Source organism: Dyadobacter sp. 676 (assembly GCF_040448675.1).
Taxonomy (GTDB): domain Bacteria; phylum Bacteroidota; class Bacteroidia; order Cytophagales; family Spirosomataceae; genus Dyadobacter.
In genome coordinates this window covers 3,241,314-3,261,411 of record NZ_CP159289.1, presented here as the reverse complement: position 1 = coordinate 3,261,411, position 20,098 = coordinate 3,241,314, and the positions used below count along the sequence as shown (strand labels likewise).

Below are 20,098 nucleotides of genomic sequence, written 5' to 3'. Positions count from 1 at the left end.
AATGTTGGGCGGTTCCTGAAAAGGAACTAATCTGCGCCCCATATCCTTTAAATAGGTACAACCTAAAATCTATCGCCCATGAGCCAATATATGGTTGAAATCCAGCTCCCGGCTGTCATGTCGGAAGATTTCACGGCCAAAATACCCGCTCAGAGAAAAAAGATTAATGAACTGATGGAGCAGGGAAGGCTGATGTCCTACGCTTTGTCGGATGATTATTCCCGCCTCTGGTGTGTGGTTAGAGCAGAAAGTGAATTTGAAGTAATGTCCCTCGTTTCAGAATTTCCGCTGATCGATTATATGGATCCTAAAATAACCAAACTCATGTTTAATAACGTGGTAGCGCTTCGCTTGCCCATGTTTTCATTGAACTGACACTAATTAATGACATTTTGTGGCCTCGCCGGTTCTCCGTGCGGGGCTTTCTTTTGGTTAATCACAGCTTTCCCGTAATCAGGCCTGTGATTCTTTCTAATTCTTCCCGATCCGTTTCGTTAAAATCATCCAGTTGGTCGCTATCTACGTCCAATACCATCGCTACTGTCCCGTTTCTGTGAAAAACCGGCACCACTATCTCCGAGCGCGATGCCGAGCTGCATGCGATATGGCCCGGAAACTGTTCCACATCAGGTACGATAATCGTCTCCGCGCGTGTGTAAGCGGCACCACATACGCCCTTGTGGAACGGTATGCGTGTACACGCAATGGGACCCTGAAATGGCCCCAGCACGAGTTGCCCTTCTTTTACCAGATAAAATCCTACCCAGAAAAACCCGAACGCTTCCTTCATAACAGCGGTTATATTGGCGAGATTGGCAATAAGGTCGCTTTCGTCGGCGATAAGTGCTTTTATTTGCGGATAAAGTGCTTCGTAAATTTCAGCCCTGTTTGTAGCTGTCGGTATTGATAATGTCTCTGCCATAATTTAAAATACGTTCCGATTTTTGCTTAACACGATAGGGATTTGAATAGTTACATATCTGCATTAAAACCTTACAATTAAACCGTTAACTTCGGGAAGAACCCTTACAGGCATAAAACTGGACGTAAAAATCACCGGCGCCAGAGAGTATTTTGTGAATGCGGTCTCGGAAGGTTCTTCCATCTCACGGATGTAAAAGACGTCGGTCACAAAACTGACGACTCGGATATCGCAACTTGGGAATGGGTATCGGGAAATTGGTGTTATCAGAGGCGTTGAAGCTGGTTTTCGATGGCTACGCTCGCTCATCGTAACCGTGCCATCATCCGATAATACAAAAGAAAAAGCCCTTAGTCAGAATCACCGAGGGCTTTTTGTAATCTGATGGATGTTATTGAATGTGTAATCTTACAAAAAATTCTTTAAAACATCAAATTCAGATTCAAGCTGTTAACTAATTCTAAGGATATTCTAATTAAACTGCCTCCGCTGTACGCACCAGCTCAACCAGATCCCCGTCGTTTACTTCTTTCTTGATATCGGCTACTTCCAGGAAGCGCGTATACAACTCATCCAGGACCGGTTTTTCAAATGAGAATCCCAGCAATTCCAGACGGTGCTTCAATGCGTGCCGACCGCTGCGGGCCGTCAGCACGATGTCGGACTTATCGACACCCACGTCATGCGGGTTCATGATTTCGTAATTCAGGTTGTTTTTCAGGAAGCCGTCCTGGTGGATACCCGATGAATGCGCGAACGCATTACGGCCCACGATAGCCTTGTTCGCCTGCACCGGCATACGCATCATTTTCGAAACCAGCTGGCTGGTCGGATAAATATGCTGGGTGTTAATGCCTGTTTCCAAGCCCAATTCCTGGTGCACTTTCAACGCCATTACCACTTCTTCCAGCGACGTGTTACCGGCGCGTTCGCCGATACCGTTGATGGTTACCTCCACCTGACGTGCTCCCTGGTTGATACCCGCGATCGAATTTGCGGTCGCCAGGCCAAGGTCGTTATGGCAGTGGATCGAGATGGTCGCTTTATGAATGTTCGAGACGTGTTCGAAAATGTATTTGATTTTGTTTCCGTACTCGTCGGGCAGGCAGTAACCTGTTGTGTCAGGGATGTTTACCACCGTCGCTCCGGCGCCGATTACCGCTTCTACGAGTTGTGAAAGGAAAACGAGGTCTGCGCGGCCGGCGTCTTCGCAGTAAAATTCCACATCCTCCACTTTTGACTTAGCATATTTCGTAGCCGCGATCGCTCTTTCGATGATCTTTTCGCGGGTAGTATTGAATTTATGCTGGATGTGAATATCGGAAGAGCCGATACCCGTGTGAATCCGTGCCCGATTTGCATACTGCAATGCATCCGCGGCTGCGTCGATGTCGCCTTGCACCGCACGTGAAAGCGCACAAATGATGGGCTCACGTACTGCTTTGGAGATTTCTACCACAGAACGAAAATCTCCCGGACTTGAAACCGGGAAACCGGCTTCGATAATATCTACCCCCAGCTTTTCGAGTTGTGTGGCAACCACGATTTTCTCTTCTGTGGTCAATTGGCTGCCAGGAACCTGCTCGCCGTCTCGTAAAGTAGTGTCGAAGATCTGAACTCGATTACTCATTGGTGGGTATTAATTTTTTTATGGACACGAATTTAACAATATTTCAGGCAATATAAAACCCTTTCCTTGTCACGGGAAAGGGTCTGTAACTTATCAAAACATAACCTTTCCCGAGACTCACGGTAGCTGTTGGAGATCGAGAATAAGATTATATTGCTGCTTCATTTTTATGTTGCGAAATTTCGCTAACCGCGAGTTTCTTCTGCAAAGAAAGCACAAGTTTTGAATGCAACAAATATTGTTTGGTAAAACTTTGAATTTTTTTAGATTCTTTTCAAAAGCTCTTCGCCAGCTTGTTGTGTATTCAGAATCTTATCCGCCGGAGTCGATGCATCGGCGATGTCGCGGGTTCTGAAACCATCTTTCAGCAACTTGTCAACCGCCGAAATAATCGCTTCCGATTCTTCTTTCAAACCAAATGATATATCGAGCAGCAATGCGGCCGAAAGGACTGACGCCAAGGGGTTTGCAATGCCTTTGCCGGTAATGTCGTGCGCGGAGCCATGGATCGGTTCATAAACTCCGGTGCTGTCACCGACAGACGCCGAAGCGAGCATTCCCATCGACCCGGCGATCTGACTTGCCTCGTCGGTAAGAATATCCCCGAACAAGTTGGCCGTCACAACCACATCGAAACGCTTGGGATCTTTAATCAGCATCATCGCAGCAGCATCGACAAACTGGTGCTCGACCGTTACATCGGGATATTCAGGGGCAAGAGCCTGGATCACCTCGCGCCACAAACGGCTGGTTTCCAAAACGTTCGCCTTATCCACTGAGCAGAGACGCTTTCCACGCGTACGGGCGGCTTCGAATGCCTTGCGGCCGATACGCTCTACCTCGAAACGGCTATATTCTGCCAGGTCGTAAGCGGTGTTATTGTCGTTTTTACGACCTTTTTCCCCAAAATAAATATCGCCTGTCAGTTCCCGGAAGAATAGGATGTCCGAACCTTTCAGGATTTCGGGGCGGATAGAAGATGCACCCAAAAGCTCGTCGAACAGCTTGATCGGACGAAGATTGGCGTACAAACCCAGCTCCTTACGCATTTTCAGCAAACCTTGTTCCGGGCGGACTTTGGCAGTAGGATCATTGTCATATTTCGGGTGACCAACGGCGCCAAAGAGGATCGCGTCGGAATTACGCATTTTTTCGAGGGTTTCGTCAGGAAGCGGGTTGCCGGTCGCTTCAATAGCCACGTGGCCCATCAATGCCTCGTCGTAAGTGAATTCATAGCCGAATTTTTCGGCGATTTTTACCAACACTGCCTTTCCTACCTCAGTAACTTCTTGTCCGATTCCGTCGCCCGGAACGATAAGGATATGCTTTTTCATTAAAAATATTAATTGATAATCAGTAAATTATAAACAAATAAATGCATTGCCTTACGACAATGCATCTGCTAATGGCTCGGGGGTAATCTTGTTTTCGGGCACGCCGATCAGGTTCAGCATTTTCTGGGTAGCCTGGATCGCCGCGAAAGTCTGGTCCGAATCCAAACCGCGCGTTTTGACCTCCTTACCATTGATTTCCCAGGTAATGATCGTTTCGCACAAGGCGTCGGTTTTACCACCTGGCGGAATGCGCACGGTGTAATCGGTCAGCATCGGCAGGTCGATTCCCTTTTTTGCGTAGATCTTCTTCAATGCATTCATGAATGCGTCGTACTGGCCGTCGCCCTGTGCGTTTTCTTCAAAAACCTCTTCACCAAAACAAATCTGCAATGTGGCGGAAGGTTTCAGGTTTTTCGAATGCGTGAGCACATAGTTGGTAATCACCACTTTCTCTTCAACCGCATTGCTGTCGAGAATGTCGGAAATAATATACGGCAGGTCCTCCGGTGTTACCACTTCCTTCTTGTCGCCCAGCTCGATGATCCGCTGTGTTACCTTTTTAAGGTCCGCGTCTGATAGTGAAATACCCAGATCGCGCAGGTTGTTTTCGATATTCGCCTTTCCGGAAGTTTTACCCAATGCATACAGGCGCTGGCGACCAAAGCGCTCAGGCATCAGTTTGCTGAAATACAGGTTGTTCTTTTTATCGCCATCCGCATGAATACCGGCCGTTTGCGTAAAAACGCTCTCCCCGACAATCGGCTTGTTGGCCGGAATGCGTATACCGGAGAATGTCTCCACGAGCTTGCTGATCGAATAGAGCGATTTTTCGTTCACCGCAGTCGCACATTCAGGCAGCATGTCGTTGATCACGGCGATAGTACTCGCGAGTGGCGCGTTACCCGTGCGCTCGCCCATACCGTTCACCGTCAGGTGCAGACCGTGTACGCCCGCTCGGAGGGCTTCCATCACATTCGCCACGCCGAGGTCGTAGTCGTTATGCCCGTGGAATTCAAAATGACGGCCGGGATATCGGTCTACAATCTCTTTGACGAATGTATAAGATTCGAATGGTGTCAGAATGCCCAAAGTGTCGGGCAGCAAAATTCTTTTAATAGGCAGTGTAACCAGAAAATCAAGCGATTGAAATACATAATCCTTCGAATTACGCATGCCGTTGCTCCAATCTTCGAGGTACACATTGCATTGAATGCCCTTCGTCTCGGCCAGTTCGACCACACTGCGAATGTCTTCGAAATGCTCCCCTGGCGATTTTTTGAGCTGATGTGTCAAATGGTTCAGCGACCCCTTCGTGAGGAGGTTCATCACCTTCGCCCCGGCCTGCACCATCCAGTTAATGGAGGCATCGCCGTCGACGAATGTGAGCACTTCAATTTTATCCAGAAAACCATTGGCACCGGCCCAATCCGTAATTTTCTTCACCGCCTGGAATTCCCCTTCCGACACGCGTGCCGAGGCCACTTCAATACGGTCGACCTTCACTTCCTGCAAGAGGATCTGGGCGATGGTCAGTTTTTCTGACGCGGAAAACGACACCCCGCTGGTTTGCTCACCATCGCGAAGTGTCGTGTCCATTATTTCAATATAGCGGCTGTTCATAGGCTGTCGGCCGTCGGCTTTCGGCTATCGGCTATCAAAAACTGGTTCGACGGCCGACTGCCGATCGCCGACAGCCCATTAAAATATTCTCTCTGCTTCAAACTTCCTGATGTCCTCCTTCATAGCTTGCAGATAGTCGATATCGTCGAAGCCGTTCATGAGGTTATGTTTTTTATAACCATTGATGTCGAAAGATTCTTTTTCTCCGGTGGCAAGGATCGTGATGGTCTGCTCCGGCAGGTTCACTTCCAGCTCCGTTTTCGGATCGACCTCGATGGCTTCGAAGATTTTATTCAGAAACTCAGGACTCACTTGTACTGGCAAGATACCGATATTCAACGAGTTACCTTTAAAAATATCCGCAAAGAAGCTGGAAACCACGCAGCGAAACCCGTAATCGTAGATTGCCCATGCGGCGTGCTCGCGGCTGGAACCGCTACCGAAGTTGTGGCCTCCTACGAGGATTTTACCCGAGTAAATAGGGTTGTTCAAGACAAAATCCTGCTTCGGCGTATTGTCGCTATTGAAGCGCCAGTCGCGGAAGAGGTTATCGCCAAACCCTTCCCGCTTGGTCGCTTTCAGGAAGCGCGCCGGGATGATCTGGTCGGTATCTACGTTTTCAATCGGCAAAGGCACTGCCGAGCTTTTCAGTATGGTGAATTTATCGTAAGCCATTGTTTATTGGCTGTCGGCTTTCGGCTGTCGGCTTTCGGCGTTTTAAGCCTTGCCTTTTCCTCAACTTTCAGCGTTTAGTTTTTTAATCAAATGATACAGTTGCTTTTTAATGGACGTGATTTCCGATTGCACTAAGTCATGTGAATTGGCATCTAAAAATCCCAGATCTTTTGAAAGTAATGTCAGGTACTCCACTTCCTGGCAAGATCCGAAAGAAATCCCCAGAAATCGGGCAAAATCCCTTTCACTCCTCTTTCCACATCCCTCACAGATATTCGTTGGAACAGAAATAACCGCCCGGCGTATCTGCGAGACGAGGCCAAATTTTTCGTCAGCAGGAAAATCTTTCGTCAACCTGTAAAGTTCAAGAACAAGCTTATGGCTCTGTTCCCAAACACCGTACTTTCTAAAATCCCTCATTATAGTGTGCAAGATTAAAAGTCCGACTGCCGATAGCCGACAGCCGAAGTACCTTAAAGCAACGTCCGCGGGTCCGTTACCACGCCCGTTACCGCTGCCGCTGCTGCTACGAGCGGGCTTGCGAGCAGGGTGCGTGCGCCGGGGCCCTGGCGGCCTTCGAAGTTACGGTTAGAGGTACTTACCGCATATTTGCCTGCCGGGATCTTGTCGTCGTTCATGGCCAGGCATGCCGAGCAACCCGGTTGACGCAGCTGAAATCCGGCCTCGGTCAGAATGTCGAGGATACCCTCGTCTTTGATTTGCTGCTCCACAATGTGCGAGCCCGGAACGATCCACGCCGTTACGTTATCCGCCTTTTTGCGGCCTTTCACGATCGACGCGAACGCGCGGAAGTCCTCGATACGGCCATTGGTACAGCTACCGATGAAAACGTAATCGATGGGTTTACCCAGCATTTCTTCGTTTTCATGGAAGCCCATGTAACTCAGCGACTTATCGTAGGTAGCCTTGCCACCTTCCACCTGGTCGGACGTAGGGATCGCCTTGGTGATGCCCTGGCCCATACCCGGGTTGGTACCGTAGGTGATCATCGGCTCGATATCGGCCGCATCGAAAGTATATTCTTTGTCGAAAACAGCACCTTCGTCCGTTTTCAGTGTTTTCCAATAGGCTAGTGCTTCGTCCCACTTTTCACCCTTCGGAGCATGTTCACGGCCTTTGATATAGGCAAAAGTAGTTTCGTCGGGAGCGATCATACCACCGCGTGCACCCATCTCGATACTCATATTGCAAACGGTCATCCGGCCTTCCATCGACATATTTTCAAATACATCTCCCGCGTATTCAACGAAATAACCTGTTGCCCCGGCAGTAGTCAGTTTCGAAATGATATAAAGCGTCACGTCTTTCGGCGTCACGCCTTTGCCCAGCTTGCCATTCACGTTTACACGCATTTTCTTAGGCTTAGGCTGCATGATGCATTGCGAAGAAAGCACCATTTCCACCTCCGAAGTACCGATACCGAACGCGATCGCGCCGAACGCACCGTGGGTAGAAGTGTGCGAGTCACCACAAACGATCGTCATACCAGGCAGCGTAATACCGTTTTCAGGTCCCACGACGTGCACGATACCGTTACGCGCGTGTCCCAATCCCCAGTGTGAAATGCCGTATTTCGCGGCATTTGCTTCGAGGGCTTTCAACTGGTTGGCCGAAAGCGGGTCCTGAACCGGAAGGTGCTGGTTAATAGTCGGGGTGTTGTGATCCGCCGTCGCGAAAGTACGCTCGGGGTACATTACACCAATGCCCCTGTTTTCGAGTCCCAGGAAAGCAACAGGGCTCGTTACTTCGTGGATAAAGTGGCGGTCGATGAAGAAAACATCCGGACCATCCTCGATTTTACGGACAACGTGGGCATCCCACACTTTGTCGAAAAGGGTACTCGCTTGATTACTCATTTTTGATTAAAATTAGAATTTCGCCTCGTCGGCCAGGCTTCAAGAAACAGCTGATAATCAATGCCTTTCTTGGAGGGAGAACCGACATTACAAATTACCGTAAATTCAAACGAATATGGATAACGGTAAAGGTTCAAAAAATAGTGATTTTGGTTCGTGCGGGTGTTTTGGGCGGAAATCTTTATTTGGAATCATCTAAAATATGGCGTAAGCTGTTGTAGTGGAGGCAAATGCACTTCAATGATCCGCCAAACTATCTCATAATCAACGCCGGCGTAGTTGTGTACCAGAATGTGCCGCGACCGTATAATTCTCATCCATTCGATTTCCGGATGCTGTTCCCTGACCCGCTTGGGCACCCGATTAGCCGCTTCTCCCAGAACCTGCAAGTTTCTGATGACCGCATCGCGTGTCTTACGATCTTCCATAAAAGCATGGAAGCTCATTCCGGCAGAATAATCCAGAATAGCAGAAATGGAATCCAGCATATCCGAAAGCAAAATGCCGGAAGGCCTGTCAGACATAAAGAAGGTCTTTTTCGATATACGGGAGCATATTGGGTTTAACGCCCTTCTTGCTTACCAAATCCACCTTGTGGTTCAGTATTTCTTCTAGCTCAATCGCAAGATCGATAAATTCGAAACCGACGGAAGAAGCAAATTCTACCAAAATATCGATGTCACTTCCCTTACGCGCTTCGTTTCTGGCATACGAACCAAAAAGCCCCATAGATTTCAACGGGTACTTTTCAAAAAGTCGTCGCTTGGATTTTTGCAACGTTCCCAAGATGCCTTTCGCTTCCATATGAGTCAATTGTTTCGAATATAAAAATACCTCTTTTTCAAATCTATAACAATCACCCCTGCCGCTTCGGCGTAGTCCCGTATTTCTCTTTATAGGTCTTTATAAAATGGGAAACGCTTTCATATCCGATCTCCGTGCTGATCTCCGAAACGTTCTTCGTACTATTCCTCAACAGGAAATCCGCATAATCCAACCGCTTGTTTTTCAGCCACAATGCCGGTGAAGTATTGAATTCCTCCTGAAAATCGCGCTTGAATGCGGAAAGGCTCCGCCCCGAAAGCCGCGCCAGCTCATTCAATGTAAGCGGCTTCAAATAGTAGCTGTTCATCAAAAACGAAAGATCGACCTTTTCGCCTTTATATAGACTATACAAAATACCGCGCAGCTGGTTTGAGTTATCCAGCTCCATTAAATGCAGCAGCAGCTCCTGGAATTTCAAACGTAAAAAGTGGTTTTTCAACTCCGTCCGCGAGCGGAAATAGGGAAATACTGATTGAATGAATTTTTCAAAATTATCATCCGACTTCAAAAGCAAAATCGGGTATTCGACCGCGCCGGCGTCCTTTTGAGCATCAAACAGTTCGGGATGCAGTCCCACAAATTCTTTCAGCAGCTTTTCGTCGAAAAAGAAAACCAGACTCTTATACGCTTCATGAATGGATTCCGACATTAAATAGAAGCCCCTCTGAATAAACAAAATATCACCTTTTTCAACGTGCACCTCCTGCGTAGGGCTGGTAAATTTCTTCTCTCCTTCCAGGACCACAATCACCGCATGCTCTTCGAAAAACACATCGTATTTGGAAGGGTATACCTCGTTACGGTATGCCACGAAGGTCATATCCTGAATTTTCAGGGACTCGAATTCCTGAGAGCTGATGTCAGATGGTACACGGAGCATTGGCAAAACAAGGAAAGCTATTGCTCTCTTTCAATAATGAGGAAAATCCAGATGCGGTTGACTGGAACTTCGGTTTTGATTGCATCCCTTAGAAGTTGGTAGTCAATGCCCAATAGTGATGAATCATTCTGTCTCGTAAGCCGGCGAAGCCTTTCCAATCGAATAATGGATATTTTATTCATATTTCATCGGGAATCCGTTTGCAGGCCTCGCCAATGATCTCGAAGCTTCGAACGACAGCTTTGGATAATGTTTCGTCACTCACAAAGCGGTCATAATCTAGGTTAGCAGTCTTGTCCTCGATATTGCGAAGCTCAGATTCAATATGTCGCAGGAAATCAATCAGCAAAGGAGACATACTCGATTTCCTCTTTGACACTACGCTGGACAAAAGACGCCAGGGATTCCCAGGTTACGAGCTCAACTTTCCGGTTCAGCAGCGCTTCCAGATATTCGGCAAGGTTCAAATAATTGCGGAAAGTCTTTTTCCCCTCCCGAAATTCGACGACAATGTCAACGTCACTGCCTTCCTTCTGTTCCCCACGCACAAACGAACCAAAGATTCCAAGTCGTTCGGCACCGAAGCGCTGAATGGATGACTGGTGACTTTTGATAATTTCATGAACCTGCTGTTTATACTGTACCATAGTGCCATATATTGTGTATTACAATATTACTTCATTGCCCGCTCACATCAAACAACCGAAATTGTTTGAAATTTACACCATAAACTGAAACAAATCCGGCTGATCATTCAAATACTCATACACCACCCTATTCGCGTCCATTCGCTCGATCAGCGGCGCGAAGTCTTCGCGGCTTTTCAGTTCGATACCCACCAATGCAGGCCCCTGCTCGCGGTTGGTTTTCTTTACATATTCAAAACGCGCAATGTCGTCGTTCGGCCCGAGCACATTCAGAAACTCCCGGAATGCGCCCGAGCGTTGCGGGAAGCGGATGATGAAATAATGTTTCAAGCCTTCATAAAGTAATGAGCGCTCTTTGATTTCTTCAGTGCGGGTAATGTCGTTGTTACCGCCGCTGATCAGCACGACTACATTTTTGCCCTTAATGTCTTTTCCAATCAAATCCAATGCGGCCACGGTCAATGCGCCCGCAGGCTCGGCTACAATAGCTTCTTCATTATAAAGCTGCAAAATCGAGGAGCATACTTTTCCCTCCGGAACAAGCAGGATTTGATTCAAACTCTTGCTGCAAATATCGAATGTAATGTCCCCGGCACGCTTCACAGCCGCCCCATCCACGAACTTATCGATGTTTTCCAAAGTCACCACATGCCCTTCCTGAATCGACTTGTGCATGGTCGGCGAGCCTTCCGGTTCTACTCCGATGAGCTGGGTTTTAGGGGAAAGTTGTTTAAAAACAGTGGAAATACCTGCCGCAAGGCCACCGCCGCCGATCGCCATCAACAGGTAATCGATTTTGAAATCGGCATCCTTGAAAATTTCCAGGCCGACAGTCCCCTGGCCTTCGATAACCTGCAAATCATCGAACGGGTGCACAAAAACGGCATTGGTACTATCGCGGTAGGCCATCGAAGCATGGTAAGCGTCGTCGTAGGTGTCGCCTACCAAATGTATTTCAATCCATTCCTGCCCGAACAACCGCACTTGCTTCACTTTCTGCGCTGGCGTGGTCGTGGGCATGAAAATGGCTCCTTTCACCTGCATTTTCCGGCACGCGTAGGCGACCCCCTGCGCGTGGTTGCCTGCACTCGCGCACACGACCCCGCCCGCGAGGGCTTCGGAAGCCATGCTCGCCATTTTGTTATAGGCCCCACGGATTTTGTAGGAGCGAACGGTTTGTAAATCTTCCCTTTTGAGATAAATATTGGCTCCGTACTGCTCCGAAAGATGTGCATTATAGAATATCGGTGTATGGTTAATCACCCCGCGCAAGCGTTCGGCGGCGAGAAATATGTTATCGAGAGTCGGAACGGAATGTGAAGTGCTCATAGGATTCAATGAAAAGAGCTTTGCAAAACAGCAAAGCTCCATTTCTATTTTTTCCCTTGACCAAAGTCAAGGGCAATGGGATTTTATTAGTTTCTTTCCGGACGGAGGCTGCGAACAGTTGCGCCCGCCTGCCACATTTCCGATTCGCGCAGTTCGGCCAGCTCTTCTTCCAGTTTCACGCGGTAGTCGGGCTGCGAGTTGCGCGTGATGGAGATCTTAGCTTGCTCGCCGGTTTTTACGGAGTTGTAAAGTTGTTCGAAAACAGGCTTGGTAGCGTCGCGGAATGGTTTCCACCAGTCCAAAGCACCGCGCTGCGCCGTAGTAGAGCAGTTGGCGTACATCCAATCCATACCGTTTTCAGCAACCAATGGCATCAGCGATTGGGTCAGCTCTTCAACGGTTTCGTTGAATGCTTCCGACGGCGTGTGGCCGTTTGAACGCAACACTTCGTATTGCGCTGCGAAAATACCCTGGATAGCACCCATCAAAGTACCGCGCTCGCCGGTAAGGTCGGAAGTTACTTCGCGGTAGAAATCGGTTTCGAACAGGTAACCTGAACCCACACCGATACCCATTGCGATACATTTTTCACGCGCTTTGCCGGTAGCATCCTGGAATACCGCGAAAGAAGAGTTCAAACCTTTTCCTTCCACGAACATGCGGCGCAGCGAAGTTCCCGATCCTTTTGGAGCAACCAGGTACACGTCCACGTCGGCAGGAGGAACGATGCCCGTCTGATCTTTATAAGTTACACCGAAACCGTGCGAGAAATACAGCGATTTCCCGGCAGTAAGGTATTTTTTAACTGTTGGCCAAAGTTCGATCTGAGCAGCGTCAGAAAGCAGGTAGCAAATGATGGTTCCTTTTGCAAGCGCCTCTTCGATGTCGAAAAGGGTTTCGCCTGGTACCCATCCGTCAGCAACGGCTTTGTCCCAAGACTTACCACCTTTACGCTGACCAACGATTACATTGAATCCGTTGTCGCGCATGTTCAAGCTTTGGCCTGGGCCTTGTACGCCGTAACCAATTACAGCGATGGTTTCGTTAGAAAGTACTTCGCGTGCTTTTTCAAGAGGAAATTCTTCACGGGTTACTACTTCTTCTTCGACCCCGCCGAAATTTAATTTTGCCATTGATTATTGATTGGATTATTGATTTACTACGAATTTAAAAGCAATACTACTAAAACTTTATAGACTATTGGTAATACTCCCACTCGGCTTCCGGCAGATAATCCACCAGTGTCTGAGGCGATTTGCTCACCGCCACACGCCCCGAGCGAACGAATTCGAGGATCTCGTGGGGTTTGATATAGTCGAAAAATTCAAAGATTTCCTCTTCGGTGCCGGTTTTCTGGATGATCACGTACGTAAGATGCCAATACACCACCCAGGCTTTGTAAACCTTGTTAATGGTTTCGATATCGAGCGGTTTGGCGCCAATAGGCGTCGACACCTTGAATAATGCGATCTCGTTATAGGCGATGTCTTCGTTGAGGTACCCGAATACTGCGAGCACTTCGATGATTTTGCGGATCTGGCGGACCAGCTTCTCCACCGCCTCCCGTGACTCGCTGCGGATGACGATCGTGAAGCGGGAAATACCCTTACGTTCGGTTTCCGAAACGGTCAGACTCTCAATATTGATCCGCCTCCGTGTGAAAATCGTCGTGATCTTGTTGAGAATACCGATTGAATTCTCCGTAAAGACACAAATGGTGTATGATGTCATAATTTCTTGAATGTCTGAATGTAAGTGAATAGCAAAGTTCCATTTACATTATTCCAAACGGATATCGGCCACACAAGCCCCGGTTGGCACCATCGGGAACACGTTTTCTTCTTTTTCAACCAACACTTCCAGCAGGTAAGGCTTGTCGGAAGCCAGCATTTTGTCCAGCGACGCATGCAGGTCCTCGCGTTTCGCGCAGGTATGACCGTCGATGCCGAAACCTTTCGCGATCGTGATAAAATCAGGATTTTGCAGCTCCACAAACGAATAGCGTTTCTGGTGGAAAAGTTGCTGCCACTGGCGTACCATTCCGAGGAAGTTGTTGTTCAGAATGATAATCTTCACCGGCAGACCGCTTTGCGCAATGGTACCCAATTCCTGAATGGTCATCTGGAAACAACCATCGCCTATAATCGCTACCACCTCACGGTCCGGCGCACCGACCTTCGCCCCGAATGAAGCCGGCAATGCGTAACCCATAGTCCCCAAACCGCCCGAAGTAATGTACGAGCTCGGTTTTTTAAACTGGTAGTAACGTGCCGCCATCATCTGGTGCTGCCCTACGTCGGCCACGATCACCGCTTCGCCTTTGGTTTTATCCGAAAGGGTGCGGATCACTTCCGCCATTTTGATCTTCTCGGTGGTCGGTGCCAATTCGGGCTGCGTAATCTTCTGGTCTTCGATCGCATCGTATTTCCTGAACTCCGCTCTCCATGCTTCGTGATTATTTTCGTTTACCAACGGAAGCAGCATTTCCAATGCTTTCTTTGCATCGCCTACCACCGGCGCATCGGCTTTCACAATCTTATCGATCTCAGCGGGGTCGATTTCGATATGCACGACCTTCGCCTGTTTCGCGTAGCGGTTCAGATCGCCCGTAACACGATCGTCGAAACGCATTCCGACAGCGATAATAAGGTCGCATTGGTTGGTCAAAACGTTTGTACCATAGTTACCGTGCATTCCCAGCCAGCCTACGTAATTGGGGTGGTCAACCGGCATCGAAGATAGCCCCAGCAATGTAGAAGCCGCCGGAACATCCGTTTTTTCGATGAATTGGAGCAATTCCTGCTCGGCACCGGCGATCTGCACGCCATGCCCCACAAACAGGAACGGGCGTTTCGCCTGGTTGATCAGCTTGGCTGCGGCCGCCAGTTGCTCGTCTTTCGGGGCAATGCGAGGGTGATAACTCAATAAAGTCTCCGTCTTCTTATGTACGAAAGGTTTCGTCATCAGTTTTTGCTGTGCATCTTTCGTAATATCGATCAACACAGGTCCCGGGCGGCCGGATTTTGCTATGTAGAATGCCTTGGCGATGATCTCGGGAATCTCATCCGGCGTCGTAATCTGGTAGTTCCATTTCGTGATCGGGATGGTAATACCCATTACGTCCGTTTCCTGAAATGCATCGGTACCGAGCAAGTGTGATGCTACCTGACCGATAATGCAGACCATCGGCGTGGAGTCGATGATCGCATCGGCGATGCCGGTCACCAGGTTAGTGGCGCCCGGACCGGAAGTTACCAGGCATACGCCTACTTCACCCGATATGCGCGCAAAACCTTCGGCCGCATGGGCGGCACCCTGTTCGTGGCGCACCAGAATGTGGTTGATCTGGTCCTGATAGTCATAGATCGCATCGTACACCGGCATAATCGCCCCGCCCGGATATCCGAAAATGGTTTTCACCCCTTCCGCAATCAGCGACTGGATCACCGCATGCGAGCCATTGATCAGCTCCGGCTTGGCCACCGAAACCACCGGTTCCGAGCCGTGAATTGTTGCAGTTTGATTTTCATTAAATCCCATGACCTCTGTTTTATTTAGTCGGATGAATTTCTGTCCTTGATCTTTTACGCTTCGTCGGTCACACAACCTTCGCTGGCCGACTTCACGGTTCTGATATATCTTCCCAGCATACCTTTTGTGAATTTCGGCGCCGGCTGTACCCAGGCCGCTCTACGGGCTGCCATTTCTTCATCGGATATATGCAGCGTCAATACGCGGGTGTTGGCGTCGATGGAAATGCGGTCGCCGTCTTTCACCAATGCGATCGGACCACCTTCGAATGCTTCCGGCGTAATGTGGCCTACTACGAAACCGTGGGTACCGCCCGAGAAACGGCCGTCGGTGATCAACGCGATCTTGTCGCCAAGGCCTGCGCCCATTACCGCGGAAGTAGGTTTGAGCATTTCCGACATACCCGGGCCACCCTTCGGGCCCGCGTTACGGATCACCACCACGTGGCCGGGCAGGATTTCGCCTTTCGCCAGCATTTCGATGATCTCCGTTTCGTGCTCGCACACTTTTGCTGTTCCGTCGAATGTCAGCCCTTCCTTGCCGGTAATCTTCGCTACCGCGCCGGTTGGTGCCAGGTTACCGTACAATACCTGAATATGCCCCGTTTGCTTGATCGGTGTTTCGATCGGGAACACCATTTTTTGTGTTTCAAAATTCAAATCGGGTGCCTCGGCGAGGTTTTCCGCGACTGTCTTTCCGGTTACGGTAATGCAGTCGCCGTGGATCAAGCCTTTGGAATACAAATACTTGGTCACCGCCGGAACACCGCCGATTTCGAGGATATCCTCCATGAAATACTTGCCGCTAGGCTTCAAATCGGCAATGAATGGTGTGCGGTCGGAAATCGCCTGAATGTCATCCAAAGTCAAGGGAATACCCGCCGCGCGAGCGATCGCAAGGTAATGCAATGCCGCATTAGTCGAGCCGCCGAGCGCCATCACCACGGTCAACGCGTTTTCGAGCGATTTTCTGGTAATAATATCTTTCGGGGTAATATTCAGTTCGAGCAATTTCTTCATAGCCGCACCGATCTTCTTGCATTCCTCCTGCTTGCCTTCGTGCGTAGCCGGGTAGGAGCTGCTGAACGGCAGGCTCAACCCCATTGCTTCGATCGACGACGCCATCGTGTTGGCAGTGTACATACCACCGCAGGCACCCTGGCCGGGGATCGAATTCTGGATTACTCCTTTATAATCTTCGTCAGAAATATTGTTCGCGAACTTCTTGCCCAATGCTTCGAATGCGGAAACGATGTCCAGCTTCTGTCCTTTATAATGTCCCGAGCGGATCGTTCCACCGTACACCATGATGGAAGGGCGGTCGAGACGCGCCATCGCCATTATAGCGCCGGGCATATTTTTGTCACAACCTACCACCGCGATAACGCCGTCATACCATTGTGCCGCTACAACCGTTTCGATGGAGTCGGCGATAATATCGCGGCTGGGCAGCGAGTAGCGCATTCCGTCGTTACCGTTGGTCATACCGTCGGAAACACCGATTGTGTTGAAGATCAGGCCGACCATGTCGTTGGCGTTCACTCCTTGTTTCACATACACCGACAGGCCGTTCAAGTGCATATTGCACGGGTTGCCTTCATAGCCTGTGCTCGCAATCCCGATTTGGGGTTTAACAAAGTCTTCTTCTTTCAAACCAATTCCGTAAAGCATTGCTTGTGCGGCGGGATTGGTCACTTCCTGGGTAAGGGTCTTCGAAAATTTGTTTAATTCTGTCGCCATTAGTGAATGATTGTATTTAAAATAAAAACACCCCACTCGGTGGGTGAGTGAGGTGCCAGTTATGTGCTATCATCCCACTCACGCCTGTGGCGTGACGATAATTAGGACCGGGACGATTAGAATCAGTTTCATCAGCGTAACATTAAAGTCCAGCGAAATTTCGCTGCTTTTGACTTAGTGCTACAAATTAGGAGCCAATCTTTTTATTTTCCAAACATTCTAAGGATTTTTTGTTGTTAATCTACGATAAATACCAAATTTCCTGCCGGGGTGGATCATTATTGGAAAAGATTTAATTTTGAAACCAAAAAAACGCGAACCACAATGCTGACAACCGAATCGTCTTCCAACTACCAGGATCTTGAAAAAATGAGTGTGCACGAGATCCTGACCTCCATTAACCGCGAGGATCAGACCGTGCCTCACGCCGTCCAGAAGTCGATTCCGCAGATCGAAGCTCTGGTAGAGCAGATCGTTCCCAGGATGCAAAAAGGTGGCCGGCTCTTCTATATCGGTGCGGGCACCAGCGGACGACTGGGGGTAGTGGATGCTTCCGAATGCCCGCCGACATTCGGCGTACCGTTCGATCTCGTGGTCGGGATCATCGCAGGTGGCGACACGGCCATTCGCAAAGCCGTCGAAAATGCGGAGGACGACTGGAATCAGGCATGGAAAGATCTCGCTGTTTACAAACCGAACGGGAATGATACATTAATAGGTATAGCGGCGTCGGGTCGCACGCCTTATGTAATCGGCGGCTTGAACGAAGCCCGGAAGGCTGGTTTGCTTACCGGATGCGTGGTGTGCAACGATGGCTCCGCGGTGGCGGAAGCGGCAGAATTTCCGGTGGAAGTAGTGGTTGGCCCCGAATTCCTGACCGGTAGCACCCGTATGAAGTCAGGAACAGCTCAAAAACTGGTGCTGAATATGATTTCGACCTCGGTAATGATCCGCCTGGGCAAAGTGAAGGGAAATAAAATGGTGGATATGCAGCTCACCAATGAAAAACTGGTCAACAGGGCGTTGCGTATGATCATCGATGAGCTGAATATCTCCCCGGACGAAGCGCAATCATTGCTCGACGAGCACGGAAGCGTCCGCGCTGCTATCGAATCCGTTCGGAAATAACGTTATACGGAAAGCACAATCTTGCCGAATTGCTGGCCGGAATCCATATAGCGAAGCGCCTGCTCGGCTTCTTCCAGCGGGAATACCTTATCGATTACGGGTACGATCCGTTTTTCTCCGACAAACTTTACCATATCGGCGAATTCCTGCTCGGTACCCATGGTGCTGCCATAGATATTAAGTTGTTTGAAGAACACTTTTGCAGGCACGATATCTGTGATGTTGCCGGTACCTCCGCCATAAAAACAAATGCGTGCACCAGGAGCAGCAATGTCGATCAGTTTCGCAAAACCGGGGCCGCCCGCGCTATCGATAATTACATTGAAATACCCCGTCTTGGGTCCGCGCGCTTTCACTAGCAGGTCGCGGAACCAGGTCGGGTTCCTGTAATTAATCCCTCCTTTCGCACCCATTTCAACCGCGCGCTGTATCTTTTGGTCCGAGCCCGAGGTTACCCACACTTCCGCGCCTGCCGCGATGGCAAACTGGATCGCAAAAAGCGCCACACCCCCACCCGCGCCTGTTACGAGTACGCGATCGCCTTCTTTGAACCGGCAACGGGTCATCAGCGAGCGCCAGGCGGTAAGCCCGCCTAACGGCAATGCGGCCGCCTCTTCAAAAGATAAATGCGCCGGCTTTTCGGCCAGGTATTTCGCTTCCGTCTTTACATATGCTGCAAACGTTCCGTTATCAGGTAGGCCCAGAATCTTGTGGTCATCACTGTAAAAATCGGGATTATCGCCCCAGTTTTGCGATGGATTGATGATTACTTCCTTGCCGATCCAGCTTTTGGCGACACCATCGCCCGCTTCGGCTACAACGCCCGCACCGTCGGAGCCGGGGATAATCGGCGTCGTAATACGGGGATAAAGTCCTTTTTGTATCCACACATCGCGGTGGTTCAGCGACGCGGCTTTTACCTGGACGAGCACCTCTCCTGGTCCCGGAACGGGCTTCTCGACATCTTCAATCACCAGCGGCTCATGAAGGTTCTTTAAAATAGCGGCTTTCATAATATTGGGTTTTAAACAAAAAAATGACGGACCGGCCTGCCCGAAACGGAACCTGCCTGATCCATCATTTCAAAATGACTCGAACCGTTTCGGATGCTATATATCCGAATATTCGGTCGGATACAAGAAGAAGCTGGTGTTTTTTGAAACGTTATTCTGATACTCCGGATTTGCTTTCAGCTTATTCCATTCGGCATCGTCGCTGAACGATTTCCAGTGCGCGTCACGCGAGGCCTTATCCTCGAAAGTAGTCATATACATCAGGTTCGGCATATGGCTGCCGGCAATCACCTCGCCATAGAATACTGCATTGAAACCCAGACGTTTAAAAAGCGGAACTTCGCCACCCGCGTTGAACATCTTCACCTTGTTCCGGTAGATTTTCTCGGTATGGCCTTCGTAGCTACGCAATTCATACACGCGCTGGCTTTTCGGACCGGTCAGATTTGGCTTCATGTGAACGGGCGCATCCGTGAATGCTTGCAGGATGATCGACTCGAAACGCGCGTAAGGCGGGTTTTTATAATTTGCATCGATGTAATCCTTTCCGGCAGATGCATAAGCTTCGTCCTTCTCCAGAGTTTTGGGCAAAGTCAGCAGCTGGTCGAGGGATTTCAATGGTGTAAACACATAAATCAGCTTGCCAGCCATGGTATCGGTAGGGACCGGCTTGAAAACGCCAACATTTTTGATCCCCGCCCGATGGGCACCGGGAACATATGCGTCCCTCAGAAATGCTTCCACACGTGCTTCCTGATCCGCATTTTTGAGGTGGTAGATTTTGATTTCGTAAAATTCCCGTTTGGGAGGCGCTGCCACGGCGCTCAACGCGACCATAAGCAGTAACAATGTGAAAAGGAAATTGAGGTTTCGGTAATTGGACATGTCCTTTATAATGTCTTTAAATAGTGAATAACCACTAAAAAAAGACTTTTGCCTTCCGGGTTT

Annotated in this window: 21 protein-coding genes; 2 read left to right on the top strand and 19 right to left on the bottom strand. The window is 49.3% G+C overall.

The features are described from left to right. Positions 1-78 precede the first annotated feature (78 nt). A complete protein-coding gene (locus ABV298_RS14630) occupies positions 79-375 on the top strand; it encodes a muconolactone Delta-isomerase family protein (protein WP_015813116.1) in 297 nt (98 codons plus the stop codon). Positions 376-436: 61 nt separating this feature from the next. On the opposite strand, the gene ABV298_RS14625 is transcribed toward ABV298_RS14630, so the two are convergent. From ABV298_RS14625 to ilvD, 17 genes are all read right to left on the bottom strand, one after another. Continuing rightward, positions 437-922: a GAF domain-containing protein gene (locus tag ABV298_RS14625; RefSeq protein WP_353722805.1), complete on the bottom strand. Its 486-nt coding sequence runs from the start codon at positions 920-922 to the stop codon at positions 437-439. A gap of 475 nt (positions 923-1,397) precedes the next feature. After that, positions 1,398-2,552 (bottom strand): 2-isopropylmalate synthase, encoded by a 1,155-nt coding sequence (locus ABV298_RS14620; protein ID WP_353722804.1) that lies wholly within the window; start codon positions 2,550-2,552, stop codon positions 1,398-1,400. Between the two features lie 263 nt (positions 2,553-2,815). Beyond that, positions 2,816-3,886, bottom strand: a complete 1,071-nt coding sequence (gene leuB / locus ABV298_RS14615; protein WP_353722803.1) for a 3-isopropylmalate dehydrogenase — start codon at positions 3,884-3,886, stop codon at positions 2,816-2,818. Between the two features lie 51 nt (positions 3,887-3,937). Then, positions 3,938-5,506, bottom strand: a complete 1,569-nt coding sequence (locus ABV298_RS14610; RefSeq protein WP_353722802.1) for an alpha-isopropylmalate synthase regulatory domain-containing protein — start codon at positions 5,504-5,506, stop codon at positions 3,938-3,940. 78 nt (positions 5,507-5,584) lie between these two features. Continuing rightward, a complete protein-coding gene (gene leuD / locus ABV298_RS14605) occupies positions 5,585-6,181 on the bottom strand; it encodes a 3-isopropylmalate dehydratase small subunit (protein WP_353722801.1) in 597 nt (198 codons plus the stop codon). A 60-nt stretch (positions 6,182-6,241) separates the two neighbouring features. Beyond that, entirely contained in the window at positions 6,242-6,601 is a 360-nt protein-coding gene (locus ABV298_RS14600; RefSeq protein ID WP_353722800.1) for a four helix bundle protein, read from the bottom strand. A 53-nt stretch (positions 6,602-6,654) separates the two neighbouring features. Next, positions 6,655-8,058 carry a 3-isopropylmalate dehydratase large subunit gene (gene leuC / locus ABV298_RS14595; protein ID WP_353722799.1) on the bottom strand — a complete coding sequence of 468 codons (1,404 nt, stop codon included), beginning with the start codon at positions 8,056-8,058 and terminating at the stop codon, positions 6,655-6,657. Positions 8,059-8,249: 191 nt separating this feature from the next. Beyond that, positions 8,250-8,582 carry a DUF86 domain-containing protein gene (locus tag ABV298_RS14590; protein WP_353722798.1) on the bottom strand — a complete coding sequence of 111 codons (333 nt, stop codon included), beginning with the start codon at positions 8,580-8,582 and terminating at the stop codon, positions 8,250-8,252. Then, the gene (locus tag ABV298_RS14585; RefSeq protein ID WP_353722797.1) at positions 8,575-8,862 is read right to left on the bottom strand and encodes a nucleotidyltransferase family protein; all 288 of its coding nucleotides are present in this window, start codon (positions 8,860-8,862) and stop codon (positions 8,575-8,577) included. Before ABV298_RS14585 ends, ABV298_RS14590 begins: the two co-directional genes overlap by 8 nt. A gap of 52 nt (positions 8,863-8,914) precedes the next feature. Beyond that, a complete protein-coding gene (locus ABV298_RS14580) occupies positions 8,915-9,763 on the bottom strand; it encodes an AraC family transcriptional regulator (RefSeq protein WP_353722796.1) in 849 nt (282 codons plus the stop codon). A gap of 178 nt (positions 9,764-9,941) precedes the next feature. Next, the gene (locus ABV298_RS14575; protein WP_353722795.1) at positions 9,942-10,121 is read right to left on the bottom strand and encodes a HepT-like ribonuclease domain-containing protein; all 180 of its coding nucleotides are present in this window, start codon (positions 10,119-10,121) and stop codon (positions 9,942-9,944) included. Continuing rightward, positions 10,102-10,410, bottom strand: a complete 309-nt coding sequence (locus tag ABV298_RS14570) for a nucleotidyltransferase family protein (protein ID WP_353722794.1) — start codon at positions 10,408-10,410, stop codon at positions 10,102-10,104. Before ABV298_RS14570 ends, ABV298_RS14575 begins: the two co-directional genes overlap by 20 nt. A gap of 72 nt (positions 10,411-10,482) precedes the next feature. Then, positions 10,483-11,739, bottom strand: a complete 1,257-nt coding sequence (ilvA, locus tag ABV298_RS14565) for a threonine ammonia-lyase IlvA (RefSeq protein ID WP_353722793.1) — start codon at positions 11,737-11,739, stop codon at positions 10,483-10,485. 86 nt (positions 11,740-11,825) lie between these two features. Continuing rightward, on the bottom strand, positions 11,826-12,872 hold the full coding sequence (ilvC, locus tag ABV298_RS14560; RefSeq protein ID WP_353722792.1) for a ketol-acid reductoisomerase: 1,047 nt from the start codon (positions 12,870-12,872) through the stop codon (positions 11,826-11,828). Between the two features lie 64 nt (positions 12,873-12,936). Then, complete coding sequence (ilvN, locus tag ABV298_RS14555; protein ID WP_353722791.1) at positions 12,937-13,470, bottom strand: acetolactate synthase small subunit; 534 nt, start codon at positions 13,468-13,470, stop codon at positions 12,937-12,939. 48 nt (positions 13,471-13,518) lie between these two features. Next, positions 13,519-15,279 (bottom strand): biosynthetic-type acetolactate synthase large subunit, encoded by a 1,761-nt coding sequence (ilvB, locus tag ABV298_RS14550; protein WP_353722790.1) that lies wholly within the window; start codon positions 15,277-15,279, stop codon positions 13,519-13,521. Between the two features lie 44 nt (positions 15,280-15,323). Further along, on the bottom strand, positions 15,324-17,009 hold the full coding sequence (ilvD, locus tag ABV298_RS14545; protein ID WP_353722789.1) for a dihydroxy-acid dehydratase: 1,686 nt from the start codon (positions 17,007-17,009) through the stop codon (positions 15,324-15,326). Positions 17,010-17,333: 324 nt separating this feature from the next. On the opposite strand from ilvD, the gene murQ reads away from it, so the two are divergent. Further along, positions 17,334-18,137, top strand: coding sequence for an N-acetylmuramic acid 6-phosphate etherase (murQ, locus tag ABV298_RS14540; RefSeq protein WP_353722788.1), 804 nt, complete (start codon positions 17,334-17,336; stop codon positions 18,135-18,137). A 2-nt stretch (positions 18,138-18,139) separates the two neighbouring features. Here murQ and ABV298_RS14535 read toward each other — a convergent pair whose 3' ends face one another. Beyond that, a complete protein-coding gene (locus tag ABV298_RS14535; protein ID WP_353722787.1) occupies positions 18,140-19,150 on the bottom strand; it encodes a zinc-binding dehydrogenase in 1,011 nt (336 codons plus the stop codon). Between the two features lie 96 nt (positions 19,151-19,246). Continuing rightward, on the bottom strand, positions 19,247-20,035 hold the full coding sequence (locus ABV298_RS14530; RefSeq protein WP_353722786.1) for an NIPSNAP family protein: 789 nt from the start codon (positions 20,033-20,035) through the stop codon (positions 19,247-19,249). Positions 20,036-20,098 lie beyond the last annotated feature (63 nt).